Origin of the sequence: Streptomyces sp. NPDC093221 (genome assembly GCF_044753885.1) — a bacterium.
Classification (GTDB): Bacteria; Actinomycetota; Actinomycetes; order Streptomycetales; family Streptomycetaceae; genus Actinacidiphila.
This window is the reverse complement of the sequence record NZ_JBIVOA010000001.1, coordinates 1,304,760-1,320,429: the sequence shown is the minus strand read 5'-3', so window position 1 is coordinate 1,320,429 and position 15,670 is coordinate 1,304,760. Positions and strand designations below refer to the sequence as shown.

Below are 15,670 nucleotides of genomic sequence, written 5' to 3'. Positions count from 1 at the left end.
CTCGACCGGCACGGCGAAGGGGCCGGGCAGGCGGTGAACACCTGCCCGGCCCCTTCAGGAGCCGGAGCGAGTCGGACATAAAGGACGAACGGTGCGGACCGAGCGGACCGCACCGCGCGGGGTCAGCGGTGGCCGGACTCGTCCAGTTCGCGCTCGGGAGCGGGACCGCCGGGTGCGGCCGCGCGGGTGCGGTCGGCGTGGCCGGGCCACCAGGCCGCGTGCCCCATCAGGGCGGTGAGGCTGGGGGTGAAGAACATGGCCATGACGAAGGCGGCGACGATGATGCCGAAGGCGACGGCGAAGCCCATCTGGGTCAGGAAGGCGTTGCCGGAGAGCATCAGGGTCGCGAAGGTCGCGGCCAGGATGAATCCCGCGGCGCCGATCGTCGGACCCGCGTGCCGCAGCGCCATGCTGGCGGCCTCGCGTGGCTCGCGGCCTTCCTGCGCCTCCTCCCGCAACCGGGCGATCATGAGGATGTTGTAGTCGGTGCCGATGGCGACGACGAACAGATACATGATGATCGGCAGCAGGAAGATCAGCCCGTCGCCGCGGCCGAAGATGAGCACGGTCGCGCCGAGGGTGGCGCCGAAGCCGAGGGCGACGGACGCGATGAGGTACCAGGGCGCCACGACGCTGCGCAGCAGCAGTCCCAGGATGATCATGATGAGGATCGCGGCGACCGGGAAGACCGTCTTGTAGTCGTGGTTCACCGCCGCGTTGATGTCCTTGAAGATCGAGGACGAGCCGCCGACGAGGGCCTCGGTGCCGGGCGGGGCGTTGTCGTGCGCGACCGTGCGCACATCACCCACCGCGGCGATCGCCTTGTCGCTGGCCGACTCGTACTTCAGGGTCACCGTGAAGTTCGCGGTGGTGCCGTCCTTGTTGAGGTCGTTCTTCTGGTCGAAGGAGACGTCCGCGACGCCGTCGACCTTCTTCAGCTTGTCGGCGTACGCGGTGTAGTCGACCGAGCCCAGCGGCTTGTTCGAGGTGCTGGTGAGGAAGACCGAGGTCGGCTCCGCCGCACCGGCCGAGTACGCCTTCTGGAGGGTGTCCTGGACGACCATCGACTCCTTGGTCTTCGGGATCGACCCGGACGCCAGGTCGTAGGACGCCTTGTAGCCGAGCGTGCCGAGCGCGAGCAGCAGCATGACGAGACCGGAGACGATCGCCACCATGCCGGACCTGCGGCCGACGACCCGGCCGATGGCCGCGAAGCGCGCGTCGGAGGGCTCCTGCTGCCACTTCTTGCCGGGCCAGAACAGGGCGCGCGGCGGGATCAGCGAGCAGATCGCGGGGAAGAGCGTGAGGCCCGCGATCAGGGTGACGGCGACCAGGATGGCCAGCGCCGGGCCGAGCTGGGTGAGGAAGCCCAGGGTGGACAGCGCCAGCGCCAGGAAGGAGATGATGACCGCGCCCGCCGCCGAGGCGATGGCCTCGCCGACGCGGGTGACGCTGTTGATCATCGCTTCCTTGGGTTCGTCACCCGCCCGCAGCCGTTCTCGGTAGCGGAACATCAGGAAGAGGAAGTAGTCGGTGCCGACGCCGAGGACGACCACGATCAGCAGCGCCGAGATGGAGCTGTTGGCCTGGAGTCCGAAGATCTTGGTGGCGTCCGCGATCAGCGCGTTGGCGACGGTGAAGACGACGCCGGTCAGGATGACCAGCGGCATGATCGCGATGAGCGGCGATCTGAAGATGATCGCCAGCGTGATGATGATGATCAGCAGGGAGCCGACGAGCGCCACGGCGTCCGACGTCTTGCCCGCGTCCTGCTGGTCGAGGGCCTGGGCCGCCTGCCCGCCGACCTGCACCTTCAGATCGGTGCCCTTGGCGAGCGCCGTGGAGTCGTCACGCAGCGCCTTGGCCGCGTCGGCCTGCTTGGGCTGACCGGCCGTCTCCTTGTTCATCTGGACCAGCGCGGTCTGGTACTTGCCGTCCTTGGACGCGCTGCCCTCGACGACCTTCTGGACCTGGTCGATCTTCTTCTTGCCCAGCTCGTCGGTGATCTTGGTGATCTCCGACTTGTCGGCGTCGGTCAGCGCCGCGCCGTCCGTGCGCTGGTAGAGGACGATCGCGGCCGGGGTGAAGGCGGCGGGGAACGCCTTCTCCTGGACGTCCATCGCCTTGATCGACTCGTAACTGCTGGGCAGGAAGCTGCTCTCGTCGCTGTTGGACGGGAGACTCGGTGCGGTGGCGATGATCGCGACGGCGGCGATCAGCCACGCGACGATCGTCCATACGGGATGGCGGACGACGGTGCGTCCGATGCGGTGGAACATGCGGTGCTGCCTCCATGGCAGGGCGTATCACCGCCACCCTTTGGAGCGGGGCCCGGGTATCGGCGACCCGGGCGGCGTGTACCGGCCGCCCGGTGGTGTGCAAGGGGGTGGACTTATAGGCCAGGAGCCTACTTGCCGCCCGGCAAGCGGCAACTCCGACCCCCGTATCCCTACCTTTTTCATACGGGCGGCAGCAACTTCTTTTGCGGCTTCCCCATCGCGTTGCGCGGCAGTTCAGGCAGGAAACGGACCATTCTGGGCCGCTTGTGGACCGACAGCCGGGTGGCCACGTAGTCCGTCAGTTCGGCCGCCGTCACCCCGTCCGCGACGACGTACGCGACGATCTGCTGGCCGAGGTCCGCGTGCGGCGCGCCGACGACGGCGGCCTCCCGTACCGCCGGGTGGTCGAGCAGCGCGTTCTCCACCTCGCCCGCGCCGATCCGGTAACCGCCGGACTTGATCAGGTCGGTGGAGGCCCGGCCGACGATCCGGTGCGTGCCGTCCTCGTCCACGCTCGCGATGTCGCCGGTACGGAACCAGCCGTCGGCGGTGTACGAGGCCGCCGTCGCCTCGGGCCGCCCGAGGTAGCCGTCGAAGAGGGTGGGCCCGGTGAGCTGCAACTCGCCGACGCCGTCGGCGGATTCGGCGATCCGGGTACGGATGCCGGGCAGCGGGGTGCCGACCGCGCCGGGACGCCGCTCCCCCGCGGCCCGCGCGCTCAGGGTGATCAGCGTCTCGGTCATGCCGTACCGCTCCACCGGGGCCTGGCCGGTGAGCGCCAGCAGGTCGCGGAAGACGGGCGCGGGCAGCGGCGCGCTGCCGGAGACCAGCAGCCGCGCCCCGGACAGCGCGCGGGCGGCGGCCTCGTCCCGCACCACCCGGTGCCAGACGGTCGGCACGCCGAAGTAGAGGCTGCCGCCCGCCGCCGCGTACGCCTGCGGGGTCGGCCGTCCGGTGTGCACCAGGCGGCTGCCGGTGCGCAGCGCGCCGAGCACGCCGAGGACCAGGCCGTGCACATGGAAGAGCGGCAGGCCGTGCACCAGGGTGTCGTCGGCGGTCCACTGCCAGGCGGCGGCCAGCGCGTCCAGGTCGGCGGCGACGGCGGCCCGTGAGATCAGTACGCCCTTGGGCGGGCCCGTGGTGCCGGAGGTGTAGAGGATCAGGGCCGGGCCCGGCGCGGGCGTCCCGGTGAAGTCGGCGCGCTCGGCGAAGTCCACCGGCAGCGTCCGGGCGCCGGAGTCGCGCAGGACGTGCTCGCGCTCGGCCGGGCCCGCGTCCGGCGCGAGCGGCACCACCGGCACCCCGGCGAGCAGCCCGCCGACCACGGCCGCCACCGTCTCCAGCGACGCCGTCGCCTCCACGACGAAGGCCCCGGTCCCGGCCGCCCGCCGCGCGACCGCGCCCGCGGCGCCCAGCAGTTCCTCGTACGAACAGGACCGGCCGTCCACGGTCAGCGCGTCCGCCCGGTCCCGGCCCTCGTACAGCGCCGTGAGCAGGGGGACGGCGGGCGGCTGCGGCACGGGGGAAGGCATACGGGAATCTCCTCGCGGACGGCTGGCCCCCGGCGCATTCGGGGGCTAACCCCAGTGTCGCCCACCCCCCGCTGTCCGTACGGTGTCCGCATGGACGCCCGCGACCCGGAACTCAACAAGGAACTCTCCGCCACCTTGCAGGCACGCAAGGACCTCGGAGCGGAGTACGAGTCGGAGCTGGTCGACTCGTTCATGGAGAAGGTGACAGAGCGCGTCGACAGCCGCGTGGAGCAGCGCGTACGGCGTGAGCTGGCGCAGCAGCAGACGTCGTACGCCCGCGCCGACCGCCGCCCGATCGGGCCCCCGCAGCCCAGCGCGCGCTTCGCCCGCTACGGCTTCGCCGGGTTCACGATGATCGCCGCCATCCCGCTGTCCGCGATCGGCGCGGTCAACGCCGGTACGGCGGGCCTGTTCATCACCTGGGCGGGCATCGTGGGCGTGAACGTCGCCCAGGGCCTGAGCAGCTTCCTGGTCCCGCGCTCGAAGCGCGACGACGACAAGGACGATTGGGCCTAGGGCCGGACAGGCCCTGGCCGGCCGGGCCCCGCGCCGAAGAACCCGCACCCGTACGGTGCGCCCTCGCGATCGGGCCGGCGAAAGAGTTAGCGCGGGAACCGCCGCACCCCCGGAACAAGGCCGGAGGGCGGGACGACGGCGGTTCCCGCGGTGGACGCGGGCTGGGTCAGGGCCGAGCACTCGCGTCCAAGGGTCACCATGGAGTCCGGGAGCCGCTCCGGAAGTCCTTGGCGCCACATTCAGTTGTGCCGACCGGCCGGTGTCCCGTGCCTTTCGACATCCCCTAATGTGCCGGACGCTTGTTAAGCCCGTGCTGCGCGGACGTGTCGCGGGTGTACCAGTTTCCGCGAATCCCCGCCCGCGCCGCGGACACCCGCCGCACACGGCCCCCCGGCGGCTCAGACGCCGCTGTGCCCGGCCAGGAAGGTGAGCAGGTCCTGCCTGCTCACGACGCCGGTCGGCTTGCCCTCCACCAGCACGATCGCGGCGTCCGCGCTCTCCAGCACCGTCATCAGATCGGCGACCGGCTCGCCCGAGCCGACCTGCGGCAGCGGCGCGGACAGGTGCTTGTCCAGCGGGTCCTCCAGCGTGGCCCGCTTGGTGAACAGCGCGTGCAGCAGGTCGCGTTCCACGACGGAGCCGATCACCTCGGCGGCCATCACGTCCGGGTGCCCGGCGCCGGGCTTGACGACGGGCATCTGCGAGACGCCGTACTCGCGCAGCACCTCGATGGCCTGGCCGACCGTCTCGTCCGGGTGCATGTGGACGAGCTGCGGCAGCCCGCCGTCCTTGTGCGCGAGGACGTCGGCGATCCGCTGGTTGCCGCCGCTCTCGTCGAGGAAGCCGTGCGAGCTCATCCACTCGTCGCTGAAGATCTTGGAGAGGTAGCCGCGCCCGCTGTCCGGCAGCAGGACGACGACCACGTCGTCGGGGCCGAGCCGCTTGGCGACCTCCAGCGCGGCGACGACCGCCATCCCGCAGGAGCCGCCGACCAGCAGGCCCTCCTCCTTGGCCAGGCGGCGCGTCATCTGGAAGGAGTCCTTGTCGGAGACGGCGACGATCTCGTCGGCCACCTCACGGTCGTACGCGGTCGGCCAGAAGTCCTCGCCGACGCCCTCGACCAGGTAGGGCCGCCCGGAGCCGCCGCTGTAGACCGAACCCTCGGGATCGGCGCCGACCACCTGGACGCGGCCTTCGCTGGCGTCCTTCAGATAGCGCCCGGTGCCGGAGATGGTGCCGCCGGTGCCGACGCCCGCGACGAAGTGGGTGATCCGCCCCTCGGTCTGCTCCCACAGCTCGGGGCCGGTGGAGTGGTAGTGCGACAGCGGGTTGTTCGGGTTGCTGTACTGGTCCGGCTTCCACGCGTTGGGCGTCTCGCGGACCAGCCGGTCGGACACGTTGTAGTAGGAGTCCGGGTGGCTGGGGTCGACGGCCGTCGGGCAGACGACGACCTCGGCGCCGTACGCCCGCATGACGTTGATCTTGTCGGTGGAGACCTTGTCGGGGCAGACGAAGACGCAGTGGTAGCCCTTCTGCTGCGCGACGATGGCCAGGCCCACGCCGGTGTTGCCCGAGGTGGGCTCCACGATGGTGCCGCCGGGCTTGAGATCGCCGCTGCGTTCCGCGGCCTCGATCATGCGCAGCGCGATGCGGTCCTTCACCGAACCGCCGGGGTTGAAGTATTCGACCTTGGCCAGGACGGTCGCCTGGATCCCCTCGGTCACGCTGTTGAGCCTCACCAGCGGGGTATTGCCCACGAGGCTGATCATCGAGTCGTGAAACTGCACCGTATGTCTCCGGGTTCTCCGTGATGGTGGGGCCAAGCCTAGGGCGTGTCCGCAAGGTCTCGTCTGGCTGGCGGTACCTGGCGGGCAGGTCCAGGACGGGGGAAGCGAACCGCGGGCGAAACGTGGACGACGCGGACAGCGTTGACGTTGCTGATGGTCCCTGACGGGGCACCAGGTTCATGTACCAAGTAACCAGGACCGATACGCGTGCGTACACGCAGTAGGCCGGTGGAGTCAGTGGGAGGTGACCGGCTCGATGTCGAGGGCGAGGGTGGCACGGCGGATCGCGACGGCGGCGGCGTTCGGAGGCGGCGGCATCAGCCTGCTGGGCGGGGCCGCGATCGGGGTGCTGCTGACCGAGGCGCGGCTGGCCAAGCGGATGGTCGGCGGATCCGGCGCGGTCGCGCCGCGGGCGGACGGGAGGTACGGCTCCGCGTTCGCGCACCGGACCGGCGAGACGCCGCTGCGATTGGGCTTCCTGGGTGATTCCACGGCGGCGGGTCAGGGCGTGCGCCGGGCCAGGGAGACGCCGGGCGCGCTGCTGGCCTCCGGGCTCGCCGCGGTCGCCGAGCGGCCGGTGCAGTTGGTGAACGTGGCGCTGCCCGGCGCGCAGTCGGACGACCTGGCCCGTCAGGTGACGCTGCTGCTGGAGTCGGGCGCTCCGGTGCCCGAGGTCGTGGTGATCATGATCGGCGCCAACGACGTGACGCACCGGATGCCGCTGGCCACCTCGGTCCGGCTGCTGTCGGACGCGGTACGGCGGCTGCGCGAGGCGGGGTGCGAGGTGGTCGTGGGCACCTGTCCCGACCTGGGCTCGGTCGAGCCGGTCTACCAGCCGCTGCGCTATCTGGCCCGCCGGATGAGCCGCCAGCTCGCCGCCGCGCAGACCATCGCGGTGGTGGGCCTGGGCGGCCGTACGGTGTCGCTGGGCGCGCTGCTCGGCCCGGAGTTCGAGGCCAGGCCGCGCGAGCTGTTCGGCCCCGACAACTTCCACCCGTCGGCGGAGGGCTACGCGACGGCCGCCATGGCCGTACTGCCGACGTTGTGCGCGGCGCTGGGGCTGTGGCCGGACACCGACGACGAGCGGCCGGACGCGCGCCGCGGCGAGGGCTTCCTGCCGGTGGCCCAGGCGGCGGCCGAGGCGGCCTCCGAGGGCGGTACGGAGGTCACGGCGGCGCGGGGCGCGGTGTCCGGTCCCCGCGGGCGCTGGGCGCTGATCAAGCGGCGCAGGCGGCGCGGACTGCCGGCGGAGGACGAGCGGCACCCGGAGGCGGCGGCCGAAGGGGTGGGAACGGGCGGAGCCGGGTAGGACCAGCCACGGAGCGGGGTAAGCAAGCGCTCAGAAAGAGGCCCGCATCACAGGCGGTCTCTGATGACTCGCTGCGCTACGTGGCGGTAGCTTCCCCAGGAGTCCCGAGAATCCCGCAGCCTCGACGAGGAGTGTCGCGATGCCAGAAGCCGTCATCGTCTCTGCCGCCCGTTCGCCCATCGGGCGCGCCTTCAAGGGGTCGCTGAAGGAGCTGCGGCCCGACGACCTGGCCGCCACGATCATCAGGACCGCGCTGGACAAGGTCCCGCAGCTCGACCCGCGCCAGATCGACGACCTGATGCTGGGCTGCGGTCTGCCCGGCGGCGAGCAGGGCTTCAACATGGGCCGGATCGTGGCCGTGCGGATGGGCATGGACCACCTGCCGGGCTGTACGGTCACCCGCTACTGCTCCTCGTCGCTCCAGACCACGCGGATGGCGCTGCACGCCATCAAGGCCGGCGAGGGCGACGTCTTCGTCTCGGCGGGCGTCGAGATGGTCTCGCGCTTCACGAAGGGCAACTCCGACAGCCTGCCCGACACGATGAACCCGGTCTTCGACGAGGCCAGGGCCCGTACGCAGCAGCGCGCCGAGCAGGGCAGCGCCGAGCTGGGCGACTGGCACGACCCGCGCGAGGACGGCGCGGTGCCGGACGCGTACATCGCGATGGGGCAGACGGCCGAGAATCTGGCCCAGCTCAAGGGGATCACCCGGGAGGACCAGGACGAGTTCGGCGTGCGGTCGCAGAATCTGGCCGAGGAAGCGCTGAAGAACGGCTTCTGGGAGCGCGAGATCACGCCCGTCACGCTGCCCGACGGCACCGTGGTGTCCAAGGACGACGGTCCGCGGGCCGGGGTGACGCTGGAGGGCGTACGGGGCCTCAAGCCGGTCTTCCGCCCCGACGGCACGGTCACCGCGGGCAACTGCTGCCCGCTCAACGACGGTGCCGCCGCGCTGGTCGTGATGTCCGACACCAAGGCGCGCGAGCTGGGCATCACGCCGCTGGCCCGCGTGGTCTCCACCGGCGTGTCCGGGCTCTCCCCCGAGATCATGGGCTACGGCCCGGTCGAGGCGTCCCGGCAGGCGCTGTCGCGCGCGGGTCTGTCGGTCGGCGACATCGACCTGGTCGAGATCAACGAGGCGTTCGCGGCGCAGGTCATCCCGTCCTACCGCGACCTGGGCATCGACCTGGACCGGCTGAACGTCAACGGGGGCGCCATCGCCGTAGGCCACCCCTTCGGCATGACCGGCGCCCGCATCACCGGCACTCTCATCAACAGCCTCCAGTTCCACGACAAGCAGTTCGGCCTGGAGACGATGTGCGTCGGCGGCGGCCAGGGCATGGCGATGGTCATCGAGAGGCTGTCGTAACGCGCCGTCGAAGCCCGTCATCCGGCCATTTTGTGACCTTCCGTGATCACTCGGCTTCGTAACGCACAGTTGTGACGTAAGTCGCAATCAAATCGCCCCCAGGATGTGATTTTTCCTGGGGGCGATGCGTTTTCGCAGGTCAGAACGGTCATACCCGGATGGCCTAGGACGACAGACCCGGCCAATTCGTGACTTTCCGCACTGCAAAGGCCAGGGGTTTACCGGCAGAGTGTTGGGAGGGGAAAGTTTCACCCACCGCTTCGGTGGGCATTGCTCGGGTCGCGCGTCAGTCGGGAGAACGTCAGTGAGCGCCAACTTCACCGTCCTGCTGGTCGCCGCGGGTATCGCCGTGGCCGCGGGTTCCGCCGCCCTGCTCTCCGCTCGTGGCATGCGCCGCGAGCTGTCCGCCCTGCGTCAGGACCTCGCCGGTCTGAGTGTGCCCGGACCGCGCGCCTCCGCCGGGGACATCAGGTCCGCCGTCGCCGACGCGCTCGCCGACGAGCGGGAGCGGGAGCTGGCCGAGGCCCGTGCCTTCTGGGCCGAGCAGGAGGCCCGCGAGACCGCCACCGACGGCACCTTCTTCCGCGGCGGCGTCTACGGCGCCGGCGCCGAGGGTCCCGCGGCCGGTGACTACGAGGTCCCGCCGGTGCTTCCCTACCTGCCCCGGCAGGCCGACCTCGCGGGCCTCGAGGCGGCCGGAATCGAGACGGGCGGCCTCGAAGCGGCCCACGAGCCCGAGGCGTCGGAGGCGACCCTCCCGCTGCCCGGCACCTTCCCGCACCCCTCGGGTCCCGACTACGCGCCGTCCCCGGTCGTCGCGTCCCAGGACCAGACCGCCGAGCGCCTCGCCGACCTCGCCGACGGCCGCGTCCCGCTGACCGACGTGCGCCCCGGACCGCTCGGCACCCTCGACGTGTACGTCTTCGCCGACGGCACCACCTTGTGCATGACCCCCGGCCACCGCGAGACCGCGGTACAGCTCTCCGACGCCCTCGACCGCGGCGAGGTGCCCGTGCTGCGCGGCGGTTCCGCGATAGCGGGCGCGTACGCGCTCACCTTCGCGTACGGCGACGAGAGCGTGTACGTACTGGCCGACCGGGTCGTGGCCTCGCTCTGAGGCGGACTCACCCCAGGGCCGGACCCGCTCCACAGCGGGACGCCGGTTTCCGGCCCTGACCGGCTCAGCCGATCGCCTTCGCCGCCGCCGACACCCGCTGGAGGGCCGCGGCGCACACCTCCGCCGTACCCGCCGGGTCGGCTTCCAGGGCCGCCGCCAAGTCATTGCCCGCGACGGCCAGTTGATCACCGACGGTGAAGACGCCGTCGTCGGGCAGCTCGTACGGCTCCCGGCCGGGGAACTCCAGCGCCTGCGCCTGCCGCGCCAACCACCGTGCCAGCGCGAGCCCTTCGGCCGCCGCGCCCGCCTGGAGGCGTCGCTGCGGAAGCGCCCGCAGCCGTCCCGCGAGGCGTTCGACGGAGGGGCGCAGAGGAGTGCGATCGGCCATGGTCGTGACCCTACCGGCGCGCGCGGACCGGCATCGCACCCATATCCGCACGTCCGGGGTGGTTGCCAACGGGGGAAGGCTCGGGCACGGTGGGGTAACCGGACCACCTACCGGAGGCGCCGATGTCCCAAACGCACTTCTCCGCCGAGACCCACCGCAATCTGCTGGACCGCATCCCGCACTGCACAGGCCGCGAGGTCAGCGACTGGCTGAGAGACCTCGCCGACGGCCCTTCGTTCTTCCGCTTCGACGACAAGGTGAGCTGGCTGCGCAGCGAGCACGCCCTCTCCTACGGCCACGCGAAGGCCCTCGTCCACGAGTACGACCTGCGGCGGGCCGCACGCAATCTGATGTAGCGCCCGCCAGGCCCCGCCCCCTCCCTCCACAGACGCCGACGGGCCGCCGGGAAGCGACGCTTCCCGGCGGCCCGTCGCGATGACGCGGACCGTGTGCGCTAGTCGCGCAGGATCGAGAGCAGCCGCAGGATCTCCAGGTAGATCCAGACCAGCGAGACGGTCAGGCCGAAGGCCGCGAACCACGACTCGTTCTGCGGGGCGCCGAAGCGGATGCCGTCCTCGACCTGCTTGAAGTCCAGGGAGAGGAAGAAGGCGCCGAGGCCGATGCCCAGCAGGCAGAAGACGATGCCCAGCGGGCCGGTGGTCAGGCCCAGGCCGTTGCCGCTGCCGAAGGCGTAGAACAGCAGGTTGACCACCATCGCCAGCAGGAAGCCGACCGCGATGGCCATGCCGATCCGCGCGTAGCGGGCGGTGACCCGGATCAGCCGGGTCTTGTACGCGAACAGCATGCCCGCGAAGACCGCCATGGTGCCGAGCACGGCCTGGACGGGCGCGCCCTGCCACCGCTCGTTGTACATGTTGCTGATCACGCCGAGGAAGACGCCCTCGAAGATCGCGTACCCCAGGATCAGGGCCGGCATCGGGGTGCGCTTGAACGACTGGACCATCGCCAGCACGAACGCGATCAGCGCCGCGCCGATGGCCAGGCCGTAGCTGTCGGGCAGCGCGAACCAGCCGAGGATCGCGCCGAGCACGACCACGCCGAGCGTCATCGCGGTCCGCATGACGACGTCGTCGATCGTCATCCGGCCGGTCTGCGCCGGACCCGCGGCGGGACCGGCGTACATCTCCTCCATCTGCTCGGGGGTGAGGGGCTGCCCGTCGGCCGCGTACGGGTTCCCACCCTGTTGGGGCTGGGCGGCATACGGGTTCCCCGCTGGCTGCCCGTAAGGGTTTCCGCCCTGCTGCCGGGCACCCTGGGCGCCCTGCGCACCGAATCCGGCGTACGAGTCCCCGCGGGTGAATCCCCGCCGGGAGAAGACCGGGTTGCTGCTCCTCATTTCACTCCTCCAAGACCGCGTGCTGCGGCTCCGCTTGCGTCAAGAGTAATGGCTTGGCAAAAAGCCGAGCTACGCCTGGAGGAGGATCTTCCCCCAGGACGGACCCTCAGTCACGTCGGCGCCGGAAGAGTCCGCGGCGGGGCGGACCCGCGGCGGCGGTTTCCGCGGCCGTTTCCCGCACGGCTTCCGCTTGTTCGCCTTGCTCGCCCTGTTCACTGTGTTCGGCTCGTTCGGCTCGTTCGCCTTGCTCGGCGTGTGCGTCCGAGCGGCGGACGGCGGCCAGCAGGTCACGGGCGAGGCTCGTATAGGTGTCGTCCAGCCAGGGGCAGAGCAGCACCAGGCGGCACAGCGAGCCGAGGACGGTCACCTCACGGGTCTGGTACGCCTTCGCCGCGTCCAGCATCCGTTCGGTCAGGCGCAGGCCCACGTCGGCGCGGACGGCCGGGTCGCCCCAGGCGGTGGCCACCATGGCGAAGGCCGCCGTCTCGTTGACCCAGTCCTCGGGGCCGTGCAGCAGGTCGAGCAGGACCGCGCGGCGCCGGGAGTCCTCCCACGGCTCGTCGGCGCGGTGGTGGGCCACGCCCAGGCAGGCGAAGGTCTGCACGGCGCGAATCCACAGCTCGGGGCGGTGGTCGCGCAGGAAGCGGCCCTGGTCGTCGTCCGGCGGCTGCGGCGGGTGGGCGAGGACGCCGAGCAGGTCGTCGAGCCCGAGCCCGGCCAGCCGCACCGCGTGGTCGTACGCGGCGGGCAGGTGCGGCCAGCTCACCGAGGCGGTGTCCTGGACCAGCCCCGCGGCCTCGGGCGACGGCGGCGCGACGGCGGGCAGCGCGGCCAGGCCCTCGTACCGCCAGATCCGGACGGCGACCTCGGCGGTCGGCTGCCGGGGGTCGGGGTCGCCCGCCGCGTCGTTGACGAGCGTGCCGCCGGGCAGCGCGAGGGCGAAGGCGAGGGCGGCGCTCGGCGGTTCGACCGCGGAGGCGGACAGCTTCGCGCCGCCGCCGGACCGGATCGCCTGCGCGTCGGGGCTCTCCAGGATCTGGTGCAGGACGTTGACGGTCGCCTCGGTGGCGTTGTCGACCACGCCGAGCCACGGCTGCCACTCGCTGTGCCGGGCCAGGACGGTGCCCGCGTAGGGGTGGTCGGGGTGCTCGCGCAGGTGGTCGGTGAGCGCGACGAGATGGGCCGGGTCGCCGTCGGCGGCGTAGCGGACGCCGTGCACGGCCGGGGCGGCCTGCGGGTGCCGCGGGTCCGCGGTGACGGCCCGCTCGGCCCACGCCAGGCCCTGCTCGGCGCGGCCGGTGACCGCGTACAGCTCGGCGATGTCGACCATCAAGGAGAGGTCGGAGTCGTCCCTGGCCATCTCCTCCTCCCAGACCCGCAGCGCCTCGTCGGGGCGGCCCGCGGCGCGCAGCGCGTAGCCGAGCATGACGCTGGGCACGTGTCCCGGCTGGACCCGGCCCGCCTGCCGGGCCCAGGCGATGGCGCGGTCGTGGTCCTCGAAGCGGCGGGCGAGTCCCGAGCCGATGGCGGCGAGCTGCGCCTCGTCCGGGTGGCGTTCGACCACCGCGCGGGTCAGGTCGTAGAAGGGCCGCAGCGCGTCGCGGGCGTGCTCGGGCACGGGGTCGGGCAGCGCGCCGCCGACCGCGCGGGCCAGCGCCTGCGTCATGACCTGCGGCGGCAGCAGTTCGGGCAGCCGGTCCTGGGTGAGCCAGGCGACGTGCGACCACGGCCGGTCGTACTCGGCGCGTACGGCGGCGGCGATCAGGCCGACCGCCTCGGCCCACTCGCCGCAGGCGGCCTGGAGGTGCGCCCGGCAGACGACGGCGCCGATGTAGGGGTGGTCGAGCGGGAAGAGGTCGAGCGCGGCGCGCGGGCCGCCCGCGCGGGTGGCGAGTTCGGTGAGCGCCTCGTGGGTCTCGGGGAGCAGCGGGTCGATGGCGACGGCGTTGCCCAGATGGCTCGCCGCGTGCGGCAGGTCGCCGCCGTCCATGATCAGCCGGGCCAGTGCCGTCTCGCCCTCGGCCGCCAGCCGTTCGTCACCGCCGCCTGCGCACAACTCGGCGTCCCCCGCGTGCAGTTCGTCCATCTCTCCCGCCCCTCCGTCGCGGCGCCGGCCCGCCTGGGGCCGGACTCGGACAGCTACGACCTGTCCGCGCCCGACCGTAGTACCCGCGCGTGTCGAACACGGTCACCGGGGTGTCACGGGCGTGACGCGGAACGCACCGCCACACCGGCTCGCGCAGTGGACGGTGGGCGCCGCGCGCGGTATTACTTGAGGGTGCAGACGAACACACGTTCGAACGTCAGGGAGCAGGCCATGCCACGCCCCGACCACACCCGCGCGCTGCACGCCGCCCTGCTCACCGCGGCGCGCGGCCTGCCGGTGATCCCGCTGTCCCGGACCAAACTGCCCGCCATCCGCTCACCGCACCGCGACGAGCCCCGTACGAGTGACTGCCGGGGCGCGTGCGGGCGTCCGGGACACGGTGTGTACGACGCGAGCACCGACCCGGCCCGGATTCGCTCCCTGTTCGCCGCCGCGCCCTGGGCGACGGGGTACGGGATCGCCTGCGGCCGGGCGCCGCACCATCTGATCGGCCTCGACCTGGACGTCAAGCACGGCGCCGACGGCGTCGCGGCGCTCACCGCCCTGGCCGCCGCCCACGGCTTCGCCGTGCCCGACACGGTCACGGTGCTCACCCCCAGCGGCGGACGCCACCTGTGGCTGACCGCGCCGACGCAGGTCCCCAACTCGGCGGGCCGCCTGGCGCCGGGCATCGACGTGCGCGGCGAGGGCGGTTACGTGGTCGGCCCCGGCTCGCGTACGGTCGCGGGCCGCTATCTGCTGGCGCCCGGCACCGCGGGCCATCCGCTGGCGCCCGCGCCGTCCGCGCTGCTGCTGCTCGCCGCGCCGCCACCGCCGGTCGCGCCGCCCCGCGATGCCTCCGCGCCGCGCCACCCCGCGGAGAAACGTGCCGCCGCGCTCGTCCGCTTCGTCCTGGATTCACACGAAGGAGAGCGCAACGGCCGGTTGTTCTGGGCCGCGTGCCGGGCGTACGACGCCGGTCTCGGCGAAGCGCTGGCACCGGCGCTGGTGACGGCGGCGGTGCACACCGGGCTGAGCGAGCGCGAGGCGGCGGCAACGGTGGCCTCGGCGGCCCGCCCGCGTACCTCCCCGCACCCGTAACCCCGGAACGAGGCACCCCGACACCCCGACACCCCGGCGGCTCCATGCGCCCTCCGGCACCCCGGCGCGGGGTGCGGACCTCGCACTGGCCGGGTCGTACGGCTGCCGACCGGCTGCCCGCGACCGGGGTACGCACCGGCCTTCCCGGGCATGACGTGTACACCAGCTCACACCATGGGGGCCCGCATGCTGCACATCCTGATCGTCGCCGCGGTCATCGCCGCCATAGTCATCGCCATAGCCCTGGCCGTCACCGGCCGCCGCGGCCGCATCCGCTGAGGCCCGCCTCACGCGGAAGGGGGCACCGCCCGTCGGCTCCGGGGGCGTGGGGGCACCGTGCTGGCACGGTGCCCACCGGGCGGTCCTCTGGGTGGAGCGGGGTCACCGCCGGTGAGGGCGGTGGTGCCCGGAGCCGGACTTGAACCGGCACGCCCCCGAGGGGCAGCGAGGTTTAAGCTCGCCGTGTCTGCGTTCCACCATCCGGGCCGGCGAGGCGCAGTGAAAAGCGTATCGGGGTTGGAGATCCCGAACAGGGCGCCCAACCGGCCATGTTGTCTTATTTTAGGGGTTACTGACGGGGTGTTAGTACGAGTTCCAGGGTTCTTGGGCTGAACAGGCACCGTTCACAGCAGTATCAGTCGCCACGCACAAGTGACGCGAAATCGCTCTCCGCGACCGGATCTCGCCCTCCGCGCTCAGCCGGGCCCCGCTCAACTCGCCTCAGCACCACCCAAACCCAGCACAGCACAAACCCAGCCGGCTCGGCGCAACAGGCTCAGCTCAACCGGGCTCGGCTCAACCGGGCTCAACTCAACCGGGCTCAGCTCAG

At 72.1% G+C, this 15,670-nt stretch carries 12 protein-coding genes, 1 tRNA gene and 1 pseudogene; 7 read left to right on the top strand and 7 right to left on the bottom strand.

Translation table 11 applies throughout. From position 1 onward, the window contains the following. Positions 1-122: 122 nt before the first annotated feature. Both ACIQCJ_RS05895 and ACIQCJ_RS05890 read right to left on the bottom strand, forming a co-directional pair. Positions 123-2,279 (bottom strand): MMPL family transporter, encoded by a 2,157-nt coding sequence (locus tag ACIQCJ_RS05895; RefSeq protein WP_391162274.1) that lies wholly within the window; start codon positions 2,277-2,279, stop codon positions 123-125. Between the two features lie 179 nt (positions 2,280-2,458). Further along, positions 2,459-3,811 carry an AMP-binding protein gene (locus ACIQCJ_RS05890; protein ID WP_355346959.1) on the bottom strand — a complete coding sequence of 451 codons (1,353 nt, stop codon included), beginning with the start codon at positions 3,809-3,811 and terminating at the stop codon, positions 2,459-2,461. A gap of 90 nt (positions 3,812-3,901) precedes the next feature. Here ACIQCJ_RS05890 and ACIQCJ_RS05885 point away from each other — a divergent pair, with 90 nt between their 5' ends. Next, complete coding sequence (locus tag ACIQCJ_RS05885) at positions 3,902-4,327, top strand: hypothetical protein (RefSeq protein ID WP_355346956.1); 426 nt, start codon at positions 3,902-3,904, stop codon at positions 4,325-4,327. Between the two features lie 398 nt (positions 4,328-4,725). Here the strand turns inward: ACIQCJ_RS05885 and ACIQCJ_RS05880 are convergent, their stop codons facing one another. Continuing rightward, complete coding sequence (locus tag ACIQCJ_RS05880) at positions 4,726-6,114, bottom strand: cystathionine beta-synthase (RefSeq protein WP_355346953.1); 1,389 nt, start codon at positions 6,112-6,114, stop codon at positions 4,726-4,728. Positions 6,115-6,370: 256 nt separating this feature from the next. On the opposite strand from ACIQCJ_RS05880, the gene ACIQCJ_RS05875 reads away from it, so the two are divergent. From ACIQCJ_RS05875 to ACIQCJ_RS05865, 3 genes are all read left to right on the top strand, one after another. Then, a complete protein-coding gene (locus tag ACIQCJ_RS05875; protein ID WP_402710799.1) occupies positions 6,371-7,423 on the top strand; it encodes an SGNH/GDSL hydrolase family protein in 1,053 nt (350 codons plus the stop codon). A 139-nt stretch (positions 7,424-7,562) separates the two neighbouring features. Continuing rightward, entirely contained in the window at positions 7,563-8,792 is a 1,230-nt protein-coding gene (locus ACIQCJ_RS05870; RefSeq protein WP_402710798.1) for an acetyl-CoA C-acetyltransferase, read from the top strand. Between the two features lie 304 nt (positions 8,793-9,096). Beyond that, positions 9,097-9,909 carry a hypothetical protein gene (locus ACIQCJ_RS05865; protein WP_391051582.1) on the top strand — a complete coding sequence of 271 codons (813 nt, stop codon included), beginning with the start codon at positions 9,097-9,099 and terminating at the stop codon, positions 9,907-9,909. A 64-nt stretch (positions 9,910-9,973) separates the two neighbouring features. Here the strand turns inward: ACIQCJ_RS05865 and ACIQCJ_RS05860 are convergent, their stop codons facing one another. Further along, positions 9,974-10,297: a hypothetical protein gene (locus tag ACIQCJ_RS05860; protein WP_355346944.1), complete on the bottom strand. Its 324-nt coding sequence runs from the start codon at positions 10,295-10,297 to the stop codon at positions 9,974-9,976. 122 nt (positions 10,298-10,419) lie between these two features. Here ACIQCJ_RS05860 and ACIQCJ_RS05855 point away from each other — a divergent pair, with 122 nt between their 5' ends. Then, the gene (locus ACIQCJ_RS05855; RefSeq protein ID WP_188285479.1) at positions 10,420-10,653 is read left to right on the top strand and encodes a DUF4287 domain-containing protein; all 234 of its coding nucleotides are present in this window, start codon (positions 10,420-10,422) and stop codon (positions 10,651-10,653) included. A gap of 98 nt (positions 10,654-10,751) precedes the next feature. Here ACIQCJ_RS05855 and ACIQCJ_RS05850 read toward each other — a convergent pair whose 3' ends face one another. Further along, a complete protein-coding gene (locus ACIQCJ_RS05850) occupies positions 10,752-11,654 on the bottom strand; it encodes a Bax inhibitor-1/YccA family protein (RefSeq protein WP_355346941.1) in 903 nt (300 codons plus the stop codon). A gap of 106 nt (positions 11,655-11,760) precedes the next feature. Beyond that, positions 11,761-13,740, bottom strand: a complete 1,980-nt coding sequence (locus ACIQCJ_RS05845; protein ID WP_402710797.1) for a hypothetical protein — start codon at positions 13,738-13,740, stop codon at positions 11,761-11,763. Between the two features lie 231 nt (positions 13,741-13,971). On the opposite strand from ACIQCJ_RS05845, the gene ACIQCJ_RS05840 reads away from it, so the two are divergent. Continuing rightward, the gene (locus ACIQCJ_RS05840; RefSeq protein WP_355346935.1) at positions 13,972-14,841 is read left to right on the top strand and encodes a bifunctional DNA primase/polymerase; all 870 of its coding nucleotides are present in this window, start codon (positions 13,972-13,974) and stop codon (positions 14,839-14,841) included. Between the two features lie 400 nt (positions 14,842-15,241). On the opposite strand, the gene ACIQCJ_RS05835 is transcribed toward ACIQCJ_RS05840, so the two are convergent. Then, positions 15,242-15,327, bottom strand: a tRNA-Leu gene (locus ACIQCJ_RS05835). A gap of 122 nt (positions 15,328-15,449) precedes the next feature. Here ACIQCJ_RS05835 and ACIQCJ_RS05830 point away from each other — a divergent pair. Next, a pseudogene (locus ACIQCJ_RS05830) lies at positions 15,450-15,656 on the top strand (hypothetical protein); the annotation flags it as partial. Between the last annotated feature and the right edge of the window lie 14 nt (positions 15,657-15,670).

Coding starts and splice junctions, on each gene's coding strand:
- ACIQCJ_RS05845 (WP_402710797.1), bottom strand. CDS start 13,740: ATGGACGAACTGCACGCGGGGGACGCCGAGTTGTGCGCAGGCGGCGGT.
- ACIQCJ_RS05895 (WP_391162274.1), bottom strand. CDS start 2,279: ATGTTCCACCGCATCGGACGCACCGTCGTCCGCCATCCCGTATGGACG.
- ACIQCJ_RS05890 (WP_355346959.1), bottom strand. CDS start 3,811: ATGCCTTCCCCCGTGCCGCAGCCGCCCGCCGTCCCCCTGCTCACGGCG.
- ACIQCJ_RS05855 (WP_188285479.1), top strand. CDS start 10,420: ATGTCCCAAACGCACTTCTCCGCCGAGACCCACCGCAATCTGCTGGAC.
- ACIQCJ_RS05850 (WP_355346941.1), bottom strand. CDS start 11,654: ATGAGGAGCAGCAACCCGGTCTTCTCCCGGCGGGGATTCACCCGCGGG.
- ACIQCJ_RS05875 (WP_402710799.1), top strand. CDS start 6,371: ATGTCGAGGGCGAGGGTGGCACGGCGGATCGCGACGGCGGCGGCGTTC.
- ACIQCJ_RS05885 (WP_355346956.1), top strand. CDS start 3,902: ATGGACGCCCGCGACCCGGAACTCAACAAGGAACTCTCCGCCACCTTG.
- ACIQCJ_RS05860 (WP_355346944.1), bottom strand. CDS start 10,297: ATGGCCGATCGCACTCCTCTGCGCCCCTCCGTCGAACGCCTCGCGGGA.
- ACIQCJ_RS05840 (WP_355346935.1), top strand. CDS start 13,972: ATGCCACGCCCCGACCACACCCGCGCGCTGCACGCCGCCCTGCTCACC.
- ACIQCJ_RS05870 (WP_402710798.1), top strand. CDS start 7,563: ATGCCAGAAGCCGTCATCGTCTCTGCCGCCCGTTCGCCCATCGGGCGC.